Annotated in this window: 16 protein-coding genes and 2 pseudogenes; 5 read left to right on the top strand and 13 right to left on the bottom strand. The window is 56.3% G+C overall.

Annotation, left to right across the window (positions count from 1 at the left end):
• Positions 1-90 precede the first annotated feature (90 nt).
• From RS75_RS20660 to RS75_RS20645, 4 genes are all read left to right on the top strand, one after another.
• Positions 91-981 carry a LysR family transcriptional regulator gene (locus tag RS75_RS20660; protein WP_003521952.1) on the top strand — a complete coding sequence of 297 codons (891 nt, stop codon included), beginning with the start codon at positions 91-93 and terminating at the stop codon, positions 979-981.
• A 206-nt stretch (positions 982-1,187) separates the two neighbouring features.
• The gene (locus RS75_RS20655; protein WP_003521953.1) at positions 1,188-2,567 is read left to right on the top strand and encodes an MFS transporter; all 1,380 of its coding nucleotides are present in this window, start codon (positions 1,188-1,190) and stop codon (positions 2,565-2,567) included.
• 11 nt (positions 2,568-2,578) lie between these two features.
• Positions 2,579-4,054 (top strand): benzaldehyde dehydrogenase, encoded by a 1,476-nt coding sequence (locus RS75_RS20650; protein WP_045023965.1) that lies wholly within the window; start codon positions 2,579-2,581, stop codon positions 4,052-4,054.
• A 187-nt stretch (positions 4,055-4,241) separates the two neighbouring features.
• The gene (locus RS75_RS20645) at positions 4,242-5,243 is read left to right on the top strand and encodes a carbon-nitrogen hydrolase family protein (RefSeq protein ID WP_045023963.1); all 1,002 of its coding nucleotides are present in this window, start codon (positions 4,242-4,244) and stop codon (positions 5,241-5,243) included.
• A gap of 120 nt (positions 5,244-5,363) precedes the next feature.
• Here RS75_RS20645 and RS75_RS25865 read toward each other — a convergent pair whose 3' ends face one another.
• From RS75_RS25865 to RS75_RS20605, 10 genes and pseudogenes are all read right to left on the bottom strand, one after another.
• A complete protein-coding gene (locus tag RS75_RS25865) occupies positions 5,364-5,492 on the bottom strand; it encodes a DUF2474 family protein (protein WP_084687127.1) in 129 nt (42 codons plus the stop codon).
• Complete coding sequence (cydB, locus tag RS75_RS20640; protein WP_045023962.1) at positions 5,492-6,496, bottom strand: cytochrome d ubiquinol oxidase subunit II; 1,005 nt, start codon at positions 6,494-6,496, stop codon at positions 5,492-5,494. The genes RS75_RS25865 and cydB overlap by 1 nt, the downstream gene beginning before the upstream one ends.
• Positions 6,486-7,901 carry a cytochrome ubiquinol oxidase subunit I gene (locus RS75_RS20635; protein WP_152643166.1) on the bottom strand — a complete coding sequence of 472 codons (1,416 nt, stop codon included), beginning with the start codon at positions 7,899-7,901 and terminating at the stop codon, positions 6,486-6,488. Before RS75_RS20635 ends, cydB begins: the two co-directional genes overlap by 11 nt.
• 379 nt (positions 7,902-8,280) lie before the next feature.
• Positions 8,281-8,490: pseudogene (locus RS75_RS25860) on the bottom strand (integrase core domain-containing protein); the annotation flags it as partial.
• Positions 8,491-8,535: 45 nt separating this feature from the next.
• Complete coding sequence (locus RS75_RS20630; protein ID WP_045023987.1) at positions 8,536-9,582, bottom strand: NAD(P)-dependent alcohol dehydrogenase; 1,047 nt, start codon at positions 9,580-9,582, stop codon at positions 8,536-8,538.
• Between the two features lie 53 nt (positions 9,583-9,635).
• The gene (locus RS75_RS20625; RefSeq protein WP_045023957.1) at positions 9,636-10,370 is read right to left on the bottom strand and encodes an SDR family oxidoreductase; all 735 of its coding nucleotides are present in this window, start codon (positions 10,368-10,370) and stop codon (positions 9,636-9,638) included.
• A gap of 4 nt (positions 10,371-10,374) precedes the next feature.
• Positions 10,375-11,349: an ABC transporter permease gene (locus tag RS75_RS20620; RefSeq protein ID WP_045023955.1), complete on the bottom strand. Its 975-nt coding sequence runs from the start codon at positions 11,347-11,349 to the stop codon at positions 10,375-10,377.
• A gap of 9 nt (positions 11,350-11,358) precedes the next feature.
• A complete protein-coding gene (locus RS75_RS20615) occupies positions 11,359-12,354 on the bottom strand; it encodes an ABC transporter permease (RefSeq protein ID WP_045023953.1) in 996 nt (331 codons plus the stop codon).
• Position 12,355: 1 nt separating this feature from the next.
• The gene (locus RS75_RS20610) at positions 12,356-13,849 is read right to left on the bottom strand and encodes a sugar ABC transporter ATP-binding protein (RefSeq protein WP_045023986.1); all 1,494 of its coding nucleotides are present in this window, start codon (positions 13,847-13,849) and stop codon (positions 12,356-12,358) included.
• Positions 13,850-13,963: 114 nt separating this feature from the next.
• Positions 13,964-14,938: an ABC transporter substrate-binding protein gene (locus RS75_RS20605; protein WP_045023951.1), complete on the bottom strand. Its 975-nt coding sequence runs from the start codon at positions 14,936-14,938 to the stop codon at positions 13,964-13,966.
• A 273-nt stretch (positions 14,939-15,211) separates the two neighbouring features.
• Here RS75_RS20605 and RS75_RS20600 point away from each other — a divergent pair, with 273 nt between their 5' ends.
• On the top strand, positions 15,212-16,267 hold the full coding sequence (locus tag RS75_RS20600) for a LacI family DNA-binding transcriptional regulator (protein WP_045023949.1): 1,056 nt from the start codon (positions 15,212-15,214) through the stop codon (positions 16,265-16,267).
• Positions 16,268-17,010: 743 nt separating this feature from the next.
• On the opposite strand, the pseudogene RS75_RS27530 reads toward RS75_RS20600, so the two are convergent.
• From RS75_RS27530 to RS75_RS20580, 3 genes and pseudogenes are all read right to left on the bottom strand, one after another.
• Positions 17,011-17,771: pseudogene (locus RS75_RS27530) on the bottom strand (IS5 family transposase); the annotation flags it as partial.
• A 254-nt stretch (positions 17,772-18,025) separates the two neighbouring features.
• Entirely contained in the window at positions 18,026-19,039 is a 1,014-nt protein-coding gene (locus RS75_RS20585; RefSeq protein ID WP_045023946.1) for a substrate-binding domain-containing protein, read from the bottom strand.
• Positions 19,040-19,083: 44 nt separating this feature from the next.
• Entirely contained in the window at positions 19,084-20,043 is a 960-nt protein-coding gene (locus RS75_RS20580; RefSeq protein WP_045023945.1) for an ABC transporter permease, read from the bottom strand.
• Positions 20,044-20,074: the final 31 nt, after the last annotated feature.

The raw sequence follows: 20,074 nt of genomic DNA, 5'->3' as shown, positions 1-20,074 counted from the left end.
ACATTATTCGACAATCTTTCATCTTCTGGAATATCAGTCTAATTATAATAACTTCGAATCAGATATAGATTTCATCTATAGGAGACGAGGGTGATAGACCTCAATCTGGTCAGGGTTCTTATCGCTATCCACGAAACCGGCAGCGTCAGTGGTGCTGCCGAAAGGCTGCATGTAACCCAGCCATCTGTCAGCCACGCGCTTGCCAGACTTCGAGATATTCTAGGCGACCCGTTGTTCAAACGAACGCGCGAAGGCATGGAGCCGACATTTTTCGGCACGCAGATGTATCAGATATTTCGACCTGCTCTGGACTCGATCGAGGCCGCGATTGTCACCCGGCGCCACTTTGATCCGCAAACGTCCAATCGCACGTTCAGGGTTGCCTTATCAGATTTGGGAGAGATGACTTTCTTGCGGCATCTCATACCCTTGTTGCACCGCTCTGCACCAGGAATCTCAGTCGAAATTGTCAGCCTTAATCTCGCTGAGATAGACGAATGGTTCGCTTCGGGAAGGATTGATCTCGCCGTCGGCCGATATGTTCCTACAGATGTTCGGTCCAGATCCGAGTTTTTGTTCCGCGAACATTACGTCTGTCTGATGAGTGCAAGCCACCCTCGCATTGCAGAAACGCTGACGATGGAAAGCTACCTGAAAGAAGGACATATTGTCGTTGATACGCAGGCTGGACACTGGCAGGGTCACGACAGCCTTGCGGCTGAGGGCAAGGACAGGCGCGTCGTACTTCGCGTTCCACATTTCATCGGATTGCAGGATCTTGTGGCAGACAGTGAGCTTCTTGCCATCGTTCCCTCAAGAACGGGCCGCTCATTTTCGTCCAGAGGAACGGTAAAGGCACTCAACCTTCCTTTTCCGGGACCGGATTTCGAGGTTCGAATATATTGGCGCGATAACCTCGGCGATCAGGAAGCGATAGAATGGTTACGCCACATAACCCGAACCGCTTTGTGCACGATTTGATGAATTTATAGATATGATGCATGATGGTCATGCAAACTATTCATTTGATTCACTCTCGGTGCCAGCCGTAGCCTTTCTCCCGGAGGAAACGGAAGATTTACTTCCGGTATTTGGGAGAAAGCTATGAGTATTGAAAATGCATACGAGGTACGCGGGCGGAGCTTGCGTGAAGCACAGTCACAAATGGCGTGGGGAGGAGGCAACTGATGTCATCTTCAACCTCGCAGCACACACAGACTGTGGATATTGGGGCGGCACTGGATGACGGCCAGTGGGGTTCGATGCAAAAGGGGGTTGTTGCCCTCGCGGCACTGTCAATCGTCGCGGACGGGTTTGATGGGCAGCTTATCGGCTTCGCAATCCCCTCTCTTATAAACGAATGGGGAATAACCAAAGCGGATTTCGCCCCGGTCGTTGCCGCCGGTTTGATTGGTATGGGCATCGGAAGTGCCATAGGCGGTATTGTTGCCGATCGAATTGGCAGACGCCCTGCCGTTATCATGAGCGTCGTATTGTTCAGCATCGCAACATTCCTTATCGGCTTCTCGCATAATCTCTGGATGGTCGCGCTACTGCGCTTCGTCGCAGGGCTTGGAATTGGTGGAGCCCTGCCAGCTTCCACGACGATGGCTGCGGAATACACACCGGCCCATAGCCGCACCTTCGCCATTTCACTTACAATCGTTTGTGTACCATTGGGAGGCATGCTGGCCGGGGTATTCGCCAGCTTCATCCTTCCTGTCTTCGGCTGGAGAGCGCTTTTCTGGATCGGCGGTCTTCTCACATTGGCTTTATCGGGCCTGTTATTCTGGAAGCTGCCTGAATCGCCACGCTTTCTGGCGCATCAGCCAACCCGATGGAATGAGCTGGCGGCATTGCTGGCCCGCATGTCCAGACCTGTTAAATCAGGAACGGTCTTCATCGACAGCCGGGAAAGTGCAGTGCGGCAAAAAGCAGGTCTTTCTGCAATATTCGAAGACCGGCGCGCGCATGATACCCTCGCGCTTTGGGTCGCCTGTTTCGCGTGTCTGTTGGCCGTCTATACGGCTTTTAGCTGGATGCCGACAATGCTCTTTAGCGAAGGATTGAGTCAGGCAGCTGCAAGCATGGGGCTTACCGCTTACAATCTGGGCGGGGTCGGCGGTGCAATTCTTTGTGCCGTGGCCATCAGTCGATATGGTTCGCGCTGGCCGCTTGCGATTTTCAGCGCAGGTGGCGCACTCAGTGCTTTCCTCTTGGCCAGCTTTAACCTGAGCGAAAACGTCAATCTAGCCATTGTCGGCATCGGCATTCACGGCTTTTTCGTCACGACAGTGCAATGTATCATCTATTCCCTCTGCGCCAACATCTATCCCACCAACATTCGCGGAACCGGAACGGCTGCAACTGTGGTGATCGGTCGCTTGGGAGCCATCATCAGCGCTTTCGCAGGGGCTGCCATCATCACCGCCGGAGGATCGCACGGATACTTCGTGTTGCTGGGTGCGAGCATGCTCGTTGTTTTTTGGGCCCTGTGGGTCGTTAGAAATCATATCATGTCAAACCAATCGCGTGTTTCGGCAACCACTGCCGATGCGACCACGTAAGGAGGACACTCATGTCGACACCTGTTTCCCACCCATTTCTGGGTGAACAACACCTATCCGGCGCAGTCTTTTCAGGCGGCCAGTGGGTCGTTTCGGGCAATCGCATCGACGCGATTGAGCCCGCCACCGGCACCGTGATTGCAAAGGTCGCCAACGCATCAGCTGTAAATATCGCAGATGCGGCGAAAGCTGCTTCTCAGAATCAGAAGGCTTGGGCAAACGAATCCTATGACCGCCGTGGGGAAATACTTCGCCAGGCAGCAGCCGCGGCGAAATCACATAAGGCCGATCTCGTTTCGTGGCTGGTTCGTGAATCCGGCTCTACTTTTCCAAAGGCGGAGTTTGAGGTCGCTCTCACGAACAAATGCCTGATAGAGGCTGCTGCGATGCCTTCGCAGGCTACAGGGCAAGTGCTGCCTTCGCAAACCGGTCGGCTTAGTTTTGCCAAGCGCCGTCCACTTGGCGTCGTGGGTGTGATTTCACCGTTTAACTTTCCGCTCTATCTCGCCATGCGCGCCGTTGCCCCCGCTTTGGCAGTCGGCAACGCCGTTGTCCTAAAGCCGGATCCGCGAACGGCAATTTGTGGAGGTCTCGTCATCGCCCGTTTGTTCGAGATTGCCGGTCTTCCAGCCAACATATTGCAGGTTCTTCCAGGTGATGGAAAAGCCGGCGCAGCACTGTGTGAAGACAGGCATGTGGCAATGATCCAATTTACCGGATCAACATCTGCGGGCCGAAAAGTTGGCGAAGCCGCTGGTCGTCATCTTAAAAAAGTGTCGTTAGAACTTGGTGGCAAGAATTCCCTCATAATCCTCGACGATGCCGACCTTGAACTTGCCGTCAAGAACACGGCATGGAGCGCCTATCTGCATCAGGGACAAATCTGCATGTCCGCTGGCCGGATACTCGTTCACGCGAAAATCGCCGAGCGCTTCACCGCACTTCTCAGCGAAAAGGCAAAGCAGTTGAGTGTGGGAAATCCGTTTGAAGAGCACGTCGCACTTGGGCCGCTGATCAATGCGGCGCAGGTTAAACACGCTCAGGATATTGTAAGCTCATCAGTGACCGCCGGTGCAAAGCTGGAAGCTGGTGGTGGCGTGAACGGGTTGTTTTTCGAGCCAACGGTTCTTTCAAATGTTGGGCCAGATTCGCCGGCATTTTTGGAAGAAATCTTCGCGCCGGTTGCGGTTGTTGTGCCGTTCAACACGGATGAAGAAGCCATTCAACTCACAAACGATACGGAGTATGGCCTGTCTGCGGGCATAATATCTGGTTCCGTTGGCCGCGCGCTTGCGCTTGGCTCACAGTTGAATGTTGGCCTGCTGCATATCAACGATGCGACCGTCAACGACGACGTCGTCAATCCCTTCGGCGGCGTTGGCGCATCCGGCAATGGCACATCTGTAGGCGGCCCTGCGAACTGGGAGGAATTCACCCAGTGGCAATGGGTCACGGTGCGCGACGCTGCTCCACCCTATCCGATGTAACAACAACCACGCCATGTCTTCAGAAAGGACATGGCGTGCCACTTCAAGTTTGCAGCTATCGTTTTCTCTCATCAGCAAGAGGATCCTGAGCGATCATGGCCAAATCGGCACAGGAACTTGGCCATCTAGTCCAAGTAGTTTTTCAAAAAATGTGGAATTTATAAAATAGGAAAAGAAGGGAGCGGCTATGGTTGAGACAAATTACAAAGTTGCCGCAGTGCAAGCTGCACCAGAATTTCTGGACCTTGCAAAAGGTGTGGACAAAGCCATTTCTTTGATAGAACAGGCAGCACGAGAGGGCGCATCGCTTGTCGCGTTCCCAGAGGTATGGCTGCCAGGTTACCCTTGGTGGATATGGTTGGATTCACCAGCTTGGGGAATGCAATTCGTTGGCCGGTACTTTGCGAATGCCATGGAAGTCGGTGATGCCAACTATAACAAGCTCTGCAAGGCGGCGGCTGAAAACAATATTCATGTCGTCATGGGTTACGTCGAGCGGGTTGGTGGAACCCTTTATATTTCGCAGGCCATTATCGACGACAAAGGCGCCACGATTGCCAATCGTCGAAAGCTGAAACCCACGCATGTCGAGCGTACTGTATTTGGCGAGGGTGATGGTTCCCATCTTGCGGTGTATGACACCAAGCTGGGCCGCCTGGGTGCACTCTGCTGTGCCGAGCATGTCCAGCCCCTATCGAAATATGCGATGTATTCTCAAGGCGAACAGGTTCACGTTGCAAGCTGGCCGAGCTTCTCGATCTATCGTGGCGCAGCGTTCCAGTTGAGTGCAGAAGCCAATCTGGCCGCCAGCCAGATCTACGCCATCGAAGGCGGAACGTATGTGCTTGCGCCTTGTGCTACGGTTTCGAAGGAAATGATCGACTTGTTGATCGACTTGCCTGCCAAGCAAAATCTCCTTCTTGAGGGTGGCGGCTTCACGATGATCTTCGGACCAGACGGTTCGCCTCTGGCCAAGCCGATCCCGGAGACTGAAGAGGGCATCATGTATGCCGACATCGACCTCGGCTTCATTGGCATAGCGAAAGCGGCCTACGATCCAACCGGACACTACTCTCGCCCCGACGTCGTGCGGCTTCTGTTCAACAAGAAACCATTGCAAAGAGTGCAGCCTTTCGATGCTGAATACGCGACTGTTGAAGCAGATCAGGCAGAAGCGGCGCGGAACTGAGTGTCTGTCGTATCAAATGACTTCCGTCAGCCGAGTCCCGGTTGACGGAAGAAGCCATTTCGGCAAGTCCAAATTTTCTGTCAGCCTCTTATTTCAAATGCCTTTATGTCCGGCGATCTATCATGACAACATGATCATCAGCCGGATTGCATAGGCCACCACTGTCAGCGCCAGCACGCTGGCCAGCCAGATGCCTGCAAACCACAAAAGTCTTTTTGGCAGGGGCGTATGGGGAGACGGATTTGGCATCAGTGGTACCCCTCTTCAGGATCGATCTTGCCGCGGAACACCCAGTAGGCATATCCGGTATAGGCAAGGATGATGGGGATAAGCACGCTTGCGCCCACCAGGAGGAAGGCCAGAGAGCTTTCAGGCGCTGCCGCTTCCCAGATCGTCAGTGAACCCGGTACGATATACGGATAAAAGCTGATGCCGATACCAGCGAAGCAGATTATGAACAGGCCGAGCGCAGCCAGAAATGGCTGAACGCTTTTTTCACGTAACAGCCCATGCCACAGTGCCACAGCGCACATTGCCACCAGCAGCGGCACAAGCGCCGAGAAAAATGCCGTGGGCCAGCCGAACCAGCGCTCGAAATAGACACGGTCGATAAACGGCGTCCAAATGCTTACGACGCCGATCAGCAGCAGCGTTCCTGCACCTGTGGCCATAGAGATTTTTCGTGCGTGTGCCTGTAGCTCACCTGTCGTTTTGAGGTTGATCCATGTTGCGCCCAACAGCGCATAACCGACGACGACGGCCAGCCCTGTGACGATGCTGAACGGCATCAGCCAGTCCCACCAGCCGCCTGCATAAGCGCGATTGACCACGCGGATACCCTGAACCAGTGCGCCGAGTGCCACGCCCTGCATAAACGCCGCGATGGTAGAACCGACGAAGAACCCCGCATCCCACCAGACGCTGCCGCGGTTCGTACGCCAGCGAAATTCGAAGGCGACGCCACGAAAAATCAGCCCCAGCAGCATGAGGATGATCGGCATGTAAAGGGCTGGCAGCACCGTGGCATAGGCCAGCGGAAACACCGCCATCAAGCCGCCCCCGCCCAGCACCAGCCACGTCTCGTTGCCATCCCAGACCGGGGCGATGGAGTTGGTCATGACATCCCGGTCATGCCGTTTGGGAAACAGCGGAAAAAGAATGCCGATGCCGAGATCGAAGCCATCGAGAATGACATAGGCCAGCACGGCAAAAGCGATCAGCCCCGCCCATATAAACGCAAGATCAAACATCATGACGGTCTCCCGAATGCATTTCCTGAGCAAGACCGGGTGTGATGCCGGCGGCGCGCACCGGCGCGTGATCAAGTTCGTGGTCCTCATCGAAGATCGGTGTGCGGTGCATCAGTCGTAGCAGATAAAATACACCTGCCCCGAAGACGATGAAATACACCACGATGAAGGCTAACAGCGATGCACCCACTGCGGGCGCATCGACCGGCGATAGGCTTTCGGAGGTTCGCAGCAGTCCATAGACCGTCCATGGCTGACGACCGACTTCCGTGGTGTACCAACCCGCCAAAACCGCAATGAAACCCGATGGTCCCATGCACACGGCAGCACGGTGCAAAAGCCGGTTATCGTACAGACAGCGGCGATATCTCGCCCAGAGCGACCACATGCCAAGTCCGAGCATCAGCATGCCGATACCAACCATAACGCGGAACGTGATAAATGGAATGAGCGCTGGGGGCCTGTCGTTGCGGTCCCATTCTTTCAGCCCCTTGATCTCGCCATCCAGACTGTGGGTGAGGATTAACGAACCGAGCTTGGGAATTTCCAGCGCGTAGCGGGTCACCTCAGCCTTGTCATCGGGCAGACCGAAAAGGATGAGCGGTGCGCCGCGATGCGTTTCATAATGACCTTCCATCGCGGCGATTTTCGCGGGCTGGTGTTCCAACGTGTTGATACCGTGCAGATCGCCAACGAAAATCTGGATAGGGGTGACTAGGGCGGCCATCCACATGGCCATGGAAAACATCACCCGCGCCTGACGATTGGTGCGATCACGCAGCAAATGATACGCACCCACCGCGCCCACACCAAAAGCCGTGGTCAGAAATGCCGCCAACACCGTGTGAACCAATCGATACGGAAATGACGGATTGAAGATGATCTTCCACCAGTCCTGCGGCATGAACTGTCCGTTCTCGCCCATGATATGGCCTTGCGGTGTCTGCATCCAGCTATTGGCAGAGAGAATCCAGGTCGCGGAAATCAGCGTGCCTATGGCAACCATGCCAACGGCAAACATATGCAGATTATCGCCCACGCGTTTGCGCCCGAACAAAGCTATACCCAAAAAGCCTGCTTCAAGGAAAAATGCCGTTAGAACTTCATATCCCATCAGTGGCCCGATAACCGGCCCGGCCTTGTCGGAAAACACCGCCCAGTTGGTGCCGAACTGATAGCTCATCACGATGCCCGAAACCACGCCCATGCCAAAGGTAATGGCAAAGATCGGTTTCCAGTATTCGAAGAGTTTGAGATAAACCGGATCGCGCTTCCACAACCAAAGCGCATTGAGAATGGCGAGATAGCTTGCCGTACCAATGGAAAATGCCGGAAATATAAAGTGAAAAGACACAGTAAAAGCAAACTGGATACGCGCTAGAATCTCAGCGCTAAAACCGTCAAACACTTTAACCTCCGTCAATGAGTGATAATATTCCGTTGTGTAATAGAAAGGCTAAGCGGGCGCGCTGCGCTCAATTATCGCGCGGTCATTTGGCGCGCGTGTCACTGTGACGCAATCTGTTGGCAAAAACACGCGTGGGTTTATACTTTTGATCGCTCTGTAGGGGATCGTCAATGCCTTCTCACGTCAAGGTAATCTTATAAAGTGGCAGAGCTTAACCGCTGCGCCGCTTGCGATGTTTATCTGCGCCATAAATATATTATCTGAATGGTGACCATACAACGTTATGTTCTGAGATGCCAAGGAGGGGCGGTATTTACGATATTCGACACCAACTTGCGAATGGTTGCCCTCCCGTTTCCATTGACCTGCCACTGACGTTTCATCCGGCTGCAATTAGAGCCTCGGCGGTTTTTGATATGCTAAATGGTGCGATGGGAGCAACCGGCGGAAACGCGAAGCTTCCACATTTCGTAGCGTTGGAGCCGGTTGCGGCGATGATCCTGGCATATTCCGCCGGGGTCTGGTATCCGAGCGATGAGTGGGGCCCAAAATTGTTGTAGTCGTCGGCCCATTCCGCAATGGCGCTGCGGCAGCATGTCGATCAGCGCTTCGCCGCAGCAAATGATCATGGCTCTTACCCTTCGAAGCAGATCTGCAACTTGACGTCGGTCGGGCGCGCCTCGACGGCACGATCGTACGCCTTGATCGAATCTTCGAATGCAAATGTCTCGGAAATTAGCGGCTTCAGATCCACGCGCCCTGAACCAAGCAGAGCGATGGAGCGATCGTATTGATGCGCATAGCGAAACACCGTCTCAATGCGAATTTCCTTGGTCGAGGCGGTCGAGACGTCGAAGCCAACCGGATTGACGGGAAGGCCGACGGCGACGATCACGCCGCCCGGACATGCCAGTCCCATGATCGTTTCCCAGGCTTTTGAGGCACCGGAGCATTCGAAGATCACATCGGCACCCCAGCTGTCGGTCAGCCGGGAGACTTCTTCAGCGAGATCCTGCTCGCGAATATTAACCGGGATCACACCCTGGTACTGCGCGGCAATATTGAGTTTCGGCTGGGCGAGGTCCGCGACGATCGCGCGCGCGCAGCCGCCGGCGAGGGCAGCGATCGCTACCATGGTGCCAATTGGCCCGGCACCCAACACAACGGCCGTATCGCCCGGCGCGATCTTTGCTTTGGCCGCAGCCTGCATGCCGACCGCAAAGGGTTCTACCATCGCGCCTTCGGCAAAGCTGACATTGTCGGGCAGTTTGAAGGTATAGTTGGCCGGATGCACGACCTCCGGCGTTAGCACGCCATGGATCGGCGGCGTCGCCCAGAAGGTGACGGCTGGATCGATATTGTAGAGGCCAAGCCGGCTCGCCCGGGAGTTGGGATCCGGAATGCCGGGCTCCATGCAGACGCGGTCGCCAACTTTCAGATGCGTTACGCCTTCTCCCACCTCGATCACCGTGCCGGCCGCCTCGTGACCGAGCACCATCGGCTTGTTGACCACGAAGGGTCCGATCTTGCCGTGAGTGTAGTAGTGGACGTCGGATCCACAAACGCCAACGGTGTGGATCCTGATCTTCACCTGCCCCGGGCCGGTGTCTGCCGGCAGGTCGATGTCACGGATGGTCAATTCATGCTGGCGTTCGAGCACCAGTGCGCGTTGCAGTGCCATATTCATCAGTCCATTGTTGCAGGTCGCCTTGGGCGACTGGAATTCATTCAGCCCTAGTTGATCGCAAAGCCGGAATCGACTGGCATGGAGACACCGTTCACCATCGCCGCCCTTTCGGACAGAAGGAAGAGCACCACTTCGGCAACTTCACCTGTCTCGATGAACCGTCCGAGCGGCATACGCGACATCATAGGTGCGGCCTTCTCTGGATCACTCCATGCCTTTCTCGCCATGTCGGTCAGCGTGATGGTAGGGTTGACGCAGTTGACGCGGATGCCCTTGCGGCCAAGTTCGTTGGCCATCACCCGGCTCATGGCATCAAGCGCGCCTTTCGAGGCGCAATAGGCGGCATGGTCGGCAAAACCAGTCGTAGCCGAAGCGCTCGAAACGTTGACGATCGACCCTGCGGCATTCATGCCGATGCGGGAGCGCGCGTATTCTTGTGAGACGATCATGGGAGCGCGCGTATTAACAGCCATCAGGTGGTCAAAATCCTCGGCGCTGACGTCAACGAAGGAATCGAGCGTCGTCGTTCCGGCGCAGTTGACGAGGTAGTCGACCGGCATGGCCGCGATCGCTGCTTTTCGCGTGGCGGCGGCATCCGACAGATCGACAGCTATGGAGCGGCTGCCGATCTCGGCTTCCAGTGATTTCAGATCGGCTTCGGAGCGGCTGAGGGCCACCACTTTTGCGCCGCGGCTGGCGAGCATGATCGCAACCGCGCGGCCAATGCCCTTGCCCGCCCCCGTCACCAGTACCGATTTTCCGGAAAAGTCCTGTGAAGTCATAATTTCAATCCGTTCTTCTATTGCTGTCGAGCTTGGCCTGCAGGATGACAACCACCAGCAGGAAGCCGCCGCGAATGACCGACTGCCAGTAGGCTGACAGGGAAATCCATCCCAGACCGTTTTCGAAATTGAGAATGTTGAAGACTAACGCCAGCAGCAACGCGCCAGCGAGCGTCGCACCGACTGAACCAGCACCACCTGTCAGCAAAGTGCCTCCAACGACCACCGACGCGATGGCGAACAGCTCCCAGCCGACACCTTCGGTCGGTTGGCCGGCGCCGAACTGTGAAGCGAGGATAACACCGGCGAGCCCCGCAAGCGCGCCGGAGGCCAGATAGACGATGGTCAGGGTTCGGTCGACCTTCAGGCCTAAAAGCCCCGCCGTTGCCTCACCGTCGCCGATTGCTAGAACGTGACGACCCGAGGGAAGCTGCTCCAGTACCAGCCATCCGGCAATATAGGCAGCGATGGCGATCCAGGCAGCAATCGGAAATCCAAGGAAATCGTCCTGACCGATGACCGTAAAGCCGGTATCGTAGGAGACCGAAACGGACTGGTTGTCGGCAAGCAAAAGCGCCGTGCCGTAAGAGGCCAGCATCATGGCGAGCGTGGCGATAAAGGGCTGAATGCGCATCTTCGTCACGACAAGGCCGTTGATCAGGCCGGCGACGACGCCCGCGCCGACACCGCCTGCAAGCCCGGCCCACCAGGAGTGGGCGGACAGCATCGCGGCGATCACGCTCGAGCACGCCGCAACGCCCCCGACCGAGAGATCGATGCCGCCTGTGATGATGACGAAAGCCATGCCGAGCGCGATCAGCGTGAACATCGAGTTGTAGCGCAGGAAGCTCAATATGTTGAACGGCGACAGGAAGTTGTCGTAGCGCAGCGCACCGAAGAGGATCAGGGCCGCCAAGGCGAGAAGAACACCCATGCGGGCGAGATCGCCGGAGGATTTGGGTTTTATCAAAGTCAGCATATCGGCTCCTCAGACCTTGTCGGCGCGTTGCTGGATAAAGACGGCGAGGATGATAAGGCCGGCCTTGACGATGAGGGCCGCGGCATCCGGGACACCATTGGCCAGCAGCGTGTAACGCACCAGCTGGATGACGAGCGCACCGATCAGCGTGCCGACGATATTGGCGCGACCGCCGGTGAGCAGCGATCCACCGACTGCGACGGCCGCGATAGCGTCGAGTTCCATGCCGAGCCCGACAACATTGGCATCACTGGCCGAGTTCCTGGCGATGACGACCAGGCCGGCCAGGCCGGCCAGTGCACCGCTGATCATGTAAACGAAAATCTTGATGCGCTTGACCGGGATACCAGTCAGGCGCGCGGCTTTTTCGTTACCGCCAACAGCCAGAATCTGGGTGCCGAGCACTGTGTAGCGGATCAAAGCGTAGGCAAGCGCTGCAATGATGACCATCAGCACGACTTGTGCCGGGATGCCGAAGAGATTTCCCATCGCGATGAACTGGAAGGACGGGGTCTTGAACACCTGCAGATTGCCGTTGGTCATCACCTGTGCGATGCCGCGACCAGCGATAAACAGGACGAGTGTCGCCACGATCGGCTGGATCGAAAACCGCGTCACGAGCACGCCGTTGAAAGCACCGAGCAAGGCCGCTACGGCAACCGGAATGACGAAAGCGAGTGCCACAGCAAGTGCTGTATTTTCGATGGGAAGCAACTTTCCCATGAAGATCATTGGCGCGAGTGCGCCTGAAATCGCCATGAGAGAACCGACCGAGAGGTCTATGCCCCCAGTCGAAATCACGAGAGTCATTCCGGTCGCAACGATGACGATGGTGGCCACCTGCGTCAGGTTGACGTTGAAGGTCTGCCAGGACAGGAAATGTGGCGTCACCGCCATGTTGAAGAGGAGCAGCATGATAAATGCGGCGAACGTGCCGTAGCGGCTGATCAGCAGCAGGGGCGAGCCCCGGCCAACCCGCTTGGGGGAACTATCGATAACGGTCATGTCAATTCACCTGATGGGCCATGGCAGCGAGCAGGTTCGCCTCCGACAGATCCTGCCGCGGCAGATCCGCCACCGAGACACCGTCGCTGAGCACCGTGACACGGTCGGCAGCCGCCAGCAGTTCTTCAAGTTCGGAAGAGATCATCAGCACGCTGAGGCCTTCGTCGGCGAGGTTGCGCAGCAGTTTGAGAATTTCGGATTTGGCGCCAATATCGATGCCGCGTGTTGGTTCATCGATAATCAGCACGCGCGGATCGGTGCAGAGCCATCGGGCAAGCAAGACTTTCTGCTGGTTGCCGCCGGAAAGTTCCTTGATCGCCTGATCCGGCGAGGCGCATTTGATGCCAAGAGCCTTTATGAAGCGGACAACGATCTCGTCCTGAAGGGCGCGGTCGACAACCCCGTTCTTCTTGAGTTTTGGCAACAGCGCGAGCGTCATGTTGTCACGAATGCTCATGTCCGGCACGATGCCATCGACCTTGCGGTCTTCGGAGACAAGGCCGATACCGTCGGCAATCGCCGCAGATGGCTCGAGATAGCGTCTCGACTGCCCACCGAAGCTGATCTTACCGCGCTCCAATTCGTCAACACCGAACACGATACGCGCCGTTTCGCTGCGGCCGGAACCCAGCAAGCCCGCCAGCCCGGTGATCTCGCCTTCGCGCAACGACAGGCTCACATCGCGCACACGAACGCCGGAGCCGACATTGTCCAGTTGCAACCGCACTGGCTTTTCGCCGGTCGCCCGCATATCCCCGCCGAGCGCCTCGAAGGCTGCAAGTTCGCGCCCGAGCATATTCTGCACCAGGTCCATCTTCGACAGGCCGGCGAGCGGCCCGGCCGCGACCGTCCTCCCGTCGCGCATGATCGTGACGCGCTCACACAGCGCATAAAGCTCGTCAAGCCGGTGTCCTATGAACAGCACCGCCAGACCGTTTTTCTGAAGCGTGCGAATGGTGTCGAACAACACCGCCACTTCGCGCTCATCGAGTGAGGAGGTCGGCTCGTCCATGATCAGCAGCTTGGCGTCCTGCATTACGGCGCGTGCGATCGCCACCATCTGGCGGGTGGCAGCGCTGAAGCGCGATACCGGCATATCGACATCGATGTCGAGCTTGAATTGTCGGAGCACCTTGCGGGCGCCATCGCGCATCGCCTTGCGGTCCAGGAAGCCCAATTTGCGGGGTTCGCGGCACAGAAAGATGTTTTCGGCGACCGAGCGCTGCGGTGCCAGGTTGATTTCCTGGTAGATGGTCGCGATCCCGCCCTGTTGGCTTTCGGCTGGCGACGAAAATGATACTTCACGGCCGTCGAAGCGGATCGCACCCCCGTCACGCTGATAGGCGCCAGTGAGGATTTTGATAAGAGTCGACTTGCCGGCGCCGTTTTGACCAACCAGCGCCATGATCTCGCCTTCGCGAATCTCCAGCGAGACGCCCTGAAGGGCGGCTATGCCGCCGAAGGATTTGGTAATGTCCTGCATTGACAGCAAAATGCTCATCAATCCCTCCGTCCAAAGAGTTAAAGTTCGGCCGGAAGGTAGGAGCCTTCCGGCCGTGGCTAGAGCGAAATGCGGGACAAGAGATCCTGCATTTCTCCTTGGGAGGATTTAGTATGCTCCGGCCAATTCTTCCTTGGCATTGGTGCCGTCGTAGAATTTGTCGACATTTTTCACCCAAGGCTCGATAGTTTCGCCCTTGGCGTAGCGCGCCATTGTCTCAAAAGCCTTCGGTCCAAAGCGGGGATTGCATTCAACGACAGCAGCGATCGTGCCATCAACGACGGCTTGCACAGCTTCCTTTCCACCATCAATAGACAGCACGAGAATGTCCTTGCCCGGAACCTTGCCTGCTGCTTCAATCGCGGAGATGGCACCAATCGCCATTTCATCGTTGTGCGCATAGATCACGTCAGCATCGGGATGTGCTTGCAGCAGGGACTCGGCAACCTGACGACCTTTGTCACGCGCGAAATCGCCAGTCTGGGATGCCACGATCTCGAAGCCACCGGCTGCCTTGATCGCTTCGTCGAAGCCCTTCTTACGATCATTGGCTGGCGACGAACCGGTCGTGCCTTCGAGTTCGATGATCTTCGACTTTCCGTTTGCGTTCTTTGCCAGCCACTCGGCGACGCGCCTTCCCTCCTCAACGAAGTCCGAGCCAATGAAGGTCACGTAGTCTTCGCCGGCCTTCGCCAGTTTCTGGTCGACGTTGCGGTCAAGAAGGAAAACCGGGATCCCTGCCTTTTTGGCGGCCATCACGGCCGGGATCAGCGGCTTCTCTTCCCGGGGAGCCAGGAAAATGACGTCGACCCCCTGAGCGATCATAGAGTTGACGTCGGCAACTTGCTTTGCGGCAGATCCGGCGGCGTCGGTATAGACCAACTGATAACCGAGCTTGGCGGCCTCCGCTTTCATGCTCTCGGTCTGGGCAATGCGCCAAGGATTGTTGGACTCTGTTTGCGCAAAGCCGACCTTGTAGGTGTCCTTCTTTGCGAGCGGTGTCGCAGCAAAGGCAAGCGTGGTGATGAGGGCAAGTGCCGTAGCGGATGCCGAAGTGATCAAAATATTGCGACGGGTAATCATGAGTGCGTCCTCCTCCAAGAAAGCAGCGCGGGCTCGCGCCTCGGCATGAGCCGATGTCGCAGTGTTGAGCTATTACTAATCGTGTGTCAATGATTAGTAATTTGAATTTGTAATTTATTTGTGGTCTGATCCGGTAGCAAATATGAAAGTCGCTTCCTGCGCGTATCTCGCAGAATCATTTGGATGGAAAAATTGGCACCCGCAAACACCCATAACCGTCTTGCCTCTGATCGAAGGCGCCGGAAAAAAAGTCACGATGACGGTCGCGTCACGATGACGGATGTCGCCCTTGAGGCAGGTGTCTCACAGACGACGGTCTCCTTTGTGCTCGGTCAGACGGCAGGAAGCAAGCTGCCTCAGGCAACCCGCGACCGCGTCACGGAAGCGGCGCGCAAACTGGGATACAGTTTACCGACCCCATGCGCGACCCCTCTCCCCCTTGCTCCGATGGTCTCCGGCACGATCGGCATTATGGTCGATCAACTTGCGACAACGCATGACGCCGTCGTGGCGATCGAGGGCGCGCGCCTTGCGTCTCGCAACACTGGCAACATCCTGCTGGTTGCGCAGATGCCCGGGGACATGGAGACCGAAACGCGCACTATCGATGCTTTGATCAAGGCAGACATATCGGCGCTCATCTACATGGCGATTTTCACCCGCGAACTGGTCGCACCCGCTTATCTCTATGATCTCAAGATCCCGGTTGTTCTTTTGAACTGCCATACTGCGGATTATCGATTTCCAGCGGTTGTCCCGAGCGAAATCGCGGGCGGTCAGAATGCCACGCTTCACCTCATCACGCATGGGCATCGGCGCATTGCGACGATCACCGGTGAACCGTGGCAGGAAGCCACACAGGATCGTCTCACTGGTTATCGCAGGGCGCTTGCCACAGCGGATATTCCCTTCGATGCCGAGCTTGTCGTCGAAGGTGACTGGTCGACAAGCACGGGCTATGATGCGACCAAGACGTTGTTGCAGCTCAAGGAACGTCCGACGGCGATTTTCTGCCAGAACGATCGCATGGCGATCGGTTGCTATGAGGCCCTCAAGGAATTCGGACTTGCGATCCCGCGCGACATGTCGGTGATTGGATATGACGACGAAGAGGTCGCAAGCCATCTCCATCCCCCCCTCACAACATCGGTGCTTCCGCACCGGGCTATGGGAGAATGGGCGATCGAACGGCTCGGGTTGCCGTTTACGCCCCAGGGCAACCGTTATCCCATTACGAAAGTCGAGTGCCCGCTCGTCGTCAGAAAATCGGTATCCTCACCGCGACACATACATTCCCACCTGTCTCTCGCAAACCAGCCGACACGCTAGCCTGCTGCATCATGCCAGATACACCCACATACAACTGATGTTGACCGACTGGTGCAGGTCTCCTCAAAGATTTGCAATGGTTCTTCGAGGAACATCTAAAGCATGTCGCGCAAAACTGTGCAGCGCGTTTGTGGTAAAGACATGTTTCAAATCAAAGACCTAAAGCGTGGGAAGCGAATCTGAAAGATCGCGACGCGCTTTAGCTTGACGGACCAGTCCCGGTGACGTCGGAACGGTATTCCGGATTAAGCTGCTTGATCAATCTCAGCTCGGCCTTGGGTGGGTGCTGGCCCTTACTTTGCTGGGATAGTGATCAAGCGACATTGAGCTAGGGCCTGTTGACAAAGTTAGATGGTGAGCTTGCGGTTGATCGCCGGAGGGCTATGCTCACCAAATGACAAATTCTCCGTACCCTGTTTTTCTTTTCCGAAGTGCGACCTTCGCGCCATCCGGCGACACTGTGATCAGCGTCGCGCCGCTAGAAGCGGTAGTATCGGTGTATAGCAACGGTGGGGTAGTTGGCGAAGGTGGGGTGTCTTCAGCCTTTGGTGGCGCGGCTGTTTTCAAAAACGAAACCACGGGCGAGTGCTTTGTCGGTGTATGGGGAGCCCGCAACGCTTCGCGATTTCGCAGAGAGCTTCGTGATCATATGCAAATTCTAGTCATCAGAGAAGCTCTGGATGCCCGCCTTGTTTTTTGGGGCGCGGAAAAGGAGCGACGTAAAAAGCCCCCGTGCGAATGCAAGGCAGCCAGAGTTTGACTGAGGCCAACGCCAGGAAGGCTTCGAATGATTTTCTGGTTTTGTCGTAACGGGTTGCGATGCGCCGGAACTGCTTGAGGCGGTTGAACATTCGCTCGATGCGATTGCGGTCCTTGTAGGCCTTGAAGTCACAAGGGGGCGGGTTTTTCCGGTTTGCTTTCGGGGGAATGACTGGTCTGATGCCGTGGATCTGCAATTCCTCGCGGACGAAATCACCATCATAGCCTTTGTCAGCCAGAAACAGCTTTGGCTTGTTGACCGGTATCCCCAGCAGCGCAGGAACAGCATTGTAATCGGATGCTTATCCACCCGTCAGGATAAAGCCAAGAGGGCGTCCCTGACCGTCTGCTCGGGCGTGGATTTTTGTCGTAAAGCCGCCGCGTGATCGACCAAAAGCCTCCTTATGAGTCCCCCTTTAGCGCCCGCAGCCTGAGAGTGGCCGCGAACCGTGGTGCTGTCGATCATATGCTGCCAGTCATCAGTCAGCCCAAGCTCAATAAGCGTTTCAAGCAGGGCATCCCAGACGCCTTGTTCGGCCCAGCGCCGAAAACGGACGTAAACCGAATTCCATTTGCCGTACCGTTCGTGCATGTCGCGCCATGGGCAACCAACCCGCAGAACGTGAAGCATTCCATTCAGATATCGGCGATTATCATGGGAGGGGCGAGACTTCCGTCCACGTTCGGCGGGCAAAAACCCCTCAACAATCTTCCATTCCAAATCCGTCAGGTCGCCGCGTGCCAAAATTGCCTCCTAAAAGGCAGTCTTGAATCACGACTTCACTGATTTGAGAACCCACTTTGTCAACGGGGCCTAGGAGCTCGACCTCCTGACAAGCGGTAGCTTAGCTAGGCACCTATTTTCCATTTGCTGTACGAAACAAAACCGTTCCGGACTTGCATTGCAATCCGTAATAAGCTGTGTCATTGGAATTTTACTAATTTGTTAGACGCGAGAGGCGGTTCAGAGGGCGCAATTTGCGCCCTCTGGCAGTTCTGCTATTTACCAGATAGGATCTCGCCGACATTTTGGGAGGTAACAGCAAGCCACGGTACATAATAGTGCTGTTCCTTTCCATCGTTCCATACCAGCTTGCCGCCATTGACATCCCAGACTGCCGCGCGAGGCTTGTAACTCTCACCAACTAGCTTGTTCAGCGCGAGGTCTATTGCACCCTGAGCCTGACCTTTTGCGTCCTGAAGGATTGAAATCGTTTGATCGCCGCGCTTGACAGCTTCTAGCGCGTCCTTGATCCCATCGACGCCGGCGACCGGCAACTTTTTAGGATCTAGGCCATGGCTGCGGATTCCCTCGATCGCGCCTACTGCCATTTCGTCGTTTTCGGCTATGACCCCCTGGATTTCTTCACCGTGCGACGTGAGGAAGTTTTCCATCAGGGTGATCGCTTCTGCTCTCGACCAATTTGCAGTGTTTTGACCCAGCACGGTCACGCCGGGGTTGGCCTTGAGGACGTTTTGGATACCTTCAAGCCGCTGAACCTGCGCTGACTGACCCAGCATGCCCTCCAGGAGGACGACTTTCGCATTCTTGCCCGCCTTGTCGATCACAGCCTTTGCGAGAAGTTCACCTGCCTCAACATCGTTTGAATTAATATAGGCATCGTAGAGTTCCGCCTGCGACACGACCGTGTTCGAGCCAAATACCGGAATGCCGGCGCTCTTCGCTCGCTGGATTGGATCATTGCCCGCGTCGATATCGACGGGAATGAATATGATGGCATCGTATTTCTCGGTAATCGCGGTGTCAAAAAGGTTGGACTGTGTGAGCACGTCCTGTCGTCCATCGAGAATAGTCAGCGTCGCCGTGCTGTCGGCCAGTGCCGGATGCGCCTTCGCGGCATCGGCCCACAGAACGTTATATTCCGTGTTGAGGCTTTGCACGACGGCGACAATTTTTAAAGGCTTGGCGTTCGCGACGCTCCCTAACACCATAGGTGTCAGAAACGCCAGGCCCGCAGCTGCTCCCACAAGCACTCGTCTAGTTATATTCATGTTCTTCTCCTCCACTTTTCAAGGCACTTCCGCCGTTGATTGATTTATTCGCCACCCATCCGGGTCCGGTCGATCAGCACGGCCAAAACGATGATCGAGCCTTTGATGATCTGCTGGTAATATGAAGACACGCCCATGAGATCGAGCCCGTTGCTGATCATGCCAATGATCAGCACTCCGACGAGCGTATAGCCGATGCGCCCGACGCCGCCAGTCAGGCTGGTCCCGCCGATGACGACGGCAGCGATGGCGTCAAGTTCATAGCCGATACCGGCCTGCGGCAGGGCAGATGTCGTCCGCGCCGTCAGCATCACCCCGGCAAGGCCTGCCAAGGTTCCCATGATGACGTAGACGGAAAAGGTAATTGCCCGGACATTAATGCCACTTGTCTTTGCGCTGCGTGGATTGCCGCCGACCGCATAGATGCGCCTCCCGTAGATCGTGTGGCGAAGGACGACGGCGGCGATGGCAAAGACAATCGCAAAAATGACGACCGGCACGGGGATGCCGACGATGGACCCCTGCCCCAACCAACGAAATCCGATACTAAGGTTGGGAATGGGCCGCCCGCCGGAATAGAGGAGCGTTGCGCCACGGGCAACGCTCAGCATGCCCAGGGTGGTCACGAAGGCCGGAACCCTGAAGCGGGCGATGAGCAGGCCGTTGATCGCACCGCAAAAGCAGCCGGCAACGAGGCCGGCGACGAGAGCGATGGCCGGATTGTGGGCATCTGGCCCAGTCACGAGACTGGCGCTGGCCGCCCCTGCGAGGGCCAGTATCGAACCGATCGAGAGGTCGATTCCGGCCGTCAGAATGACGAAGGTCATGCCGATCGCAAGAACGCCGTTGATCGACACTTGGCGCAGGACGTTGATGAGATTGTTGGTCGACAGAAAATTCGGCGAAGCGACCGCCAAAACGACGAACAGAAGCACGAAGGAGATGACAATGCCATAGCGCGCGATGATGGTCGCGGCAGAGGAATCTCGGATTCTTTGGGCCATAGCATTCACGATAAAACCTCCACAAACTTTG

This window comes from Rhizobium nepotum 39/7 (assembly GCF_000949865.1).
Lineage (GTDB): Bacteria > Pseudomonadota > Alphaproteobacteria > Rhizobiales > Rhizobiaceae > Agrobacterium > Agrobacterium nepotum.
This window is presented reverse-complemented; position numbering and strand designations above follow the sequence as displayed.

Coding starts and splice junctions, on each gene's coding strand:
- RS75_RS20655 (WP_003521953.1), top strand. CDS start 1,188: ATGTCATCTTCAACCTCGCAGCACACACAGACTGTGGATATTGGGGCG.
- RS75_RS20650 (WP_045023965.1), top strand. CDS start 2,579: ATGTCGACACCTGTTTCCCACCCATTTCTGGGTGAACAACACCTATCC.
- RS75_RS20645 (WP_045023963.1), top strand. CDS start 4,242: ATGGTTGAGACAAATTACAAAGTTGCCGCAGTGCAAGCTGCACCAGAA.
- RS75_RS25865 (WP_084687127.1), bottom strand. CDS start 5,492: ATGCCAAATCCGTCTCCCCATACGCCCCTGCCAAAAAGACTTTTGTGG.
- cydB (WP_045023962.1), bottom strand. CDS start 6,496: ATGATGTTTGATCTTGCGTTTATATGGGCGGGGCTGATCGCTTTTGCC.
- RS75_RS20630 (WP_045023987.1), bottom strand. CDS start 9,582: ATGGCACTGCAACGCGCACTGGTGCTCGAACGCCAGCATGAATTGACC.
- RS75_RS20625 (WP_045023957.1), bottom strand. CDS start 10,370: ATGACTTCACAGGACTTTTCCGGAAAATCGGTACTGGTGACGGGGGCG.
- RS75_RS20620 (WP_045023955.1), bottom strand. CDS start 11,349: ATGCTGACTTTGATAAAACCCAAATCCTCCGGCGATCTCGCCCGCATG.
- RS75_RS20615 (WP_045023953.1), bottom strand. CDS start 12,354: ATGACCGTTATCGATAGTTCCCCCAAGCGGGTTGGCCGGGGCTCGCCC.
- RS75_RS20605 (WP_045023951.1), bottom strand. CDS start 14,938: ATGATTACCCGTCGCAATATTTTGATCACTTCGGCATCCGCTACGGCA.
- RS75_RS20600 (WP_045023949.1), top strand. CDS start 15,212: ATGACGGATGTCGCCCTTGAGGCAGGTGTCTCACAGACGACGGTCTCC.
- RS75_RS20585 (WP_045023946.1), bottom strand. CDS start 19,039: ATGAATATAACTAGACGAGTGCTTGTGGGAGCAGCTGCGGGCCTGGCG.
- RS75_RS20580 (WP_045023945.1), bottom strand. CDS start 20,043: ATGGCCCAAAGAATCCGAGATTCCTCTGCCGCGACCATCATCGCGCGC.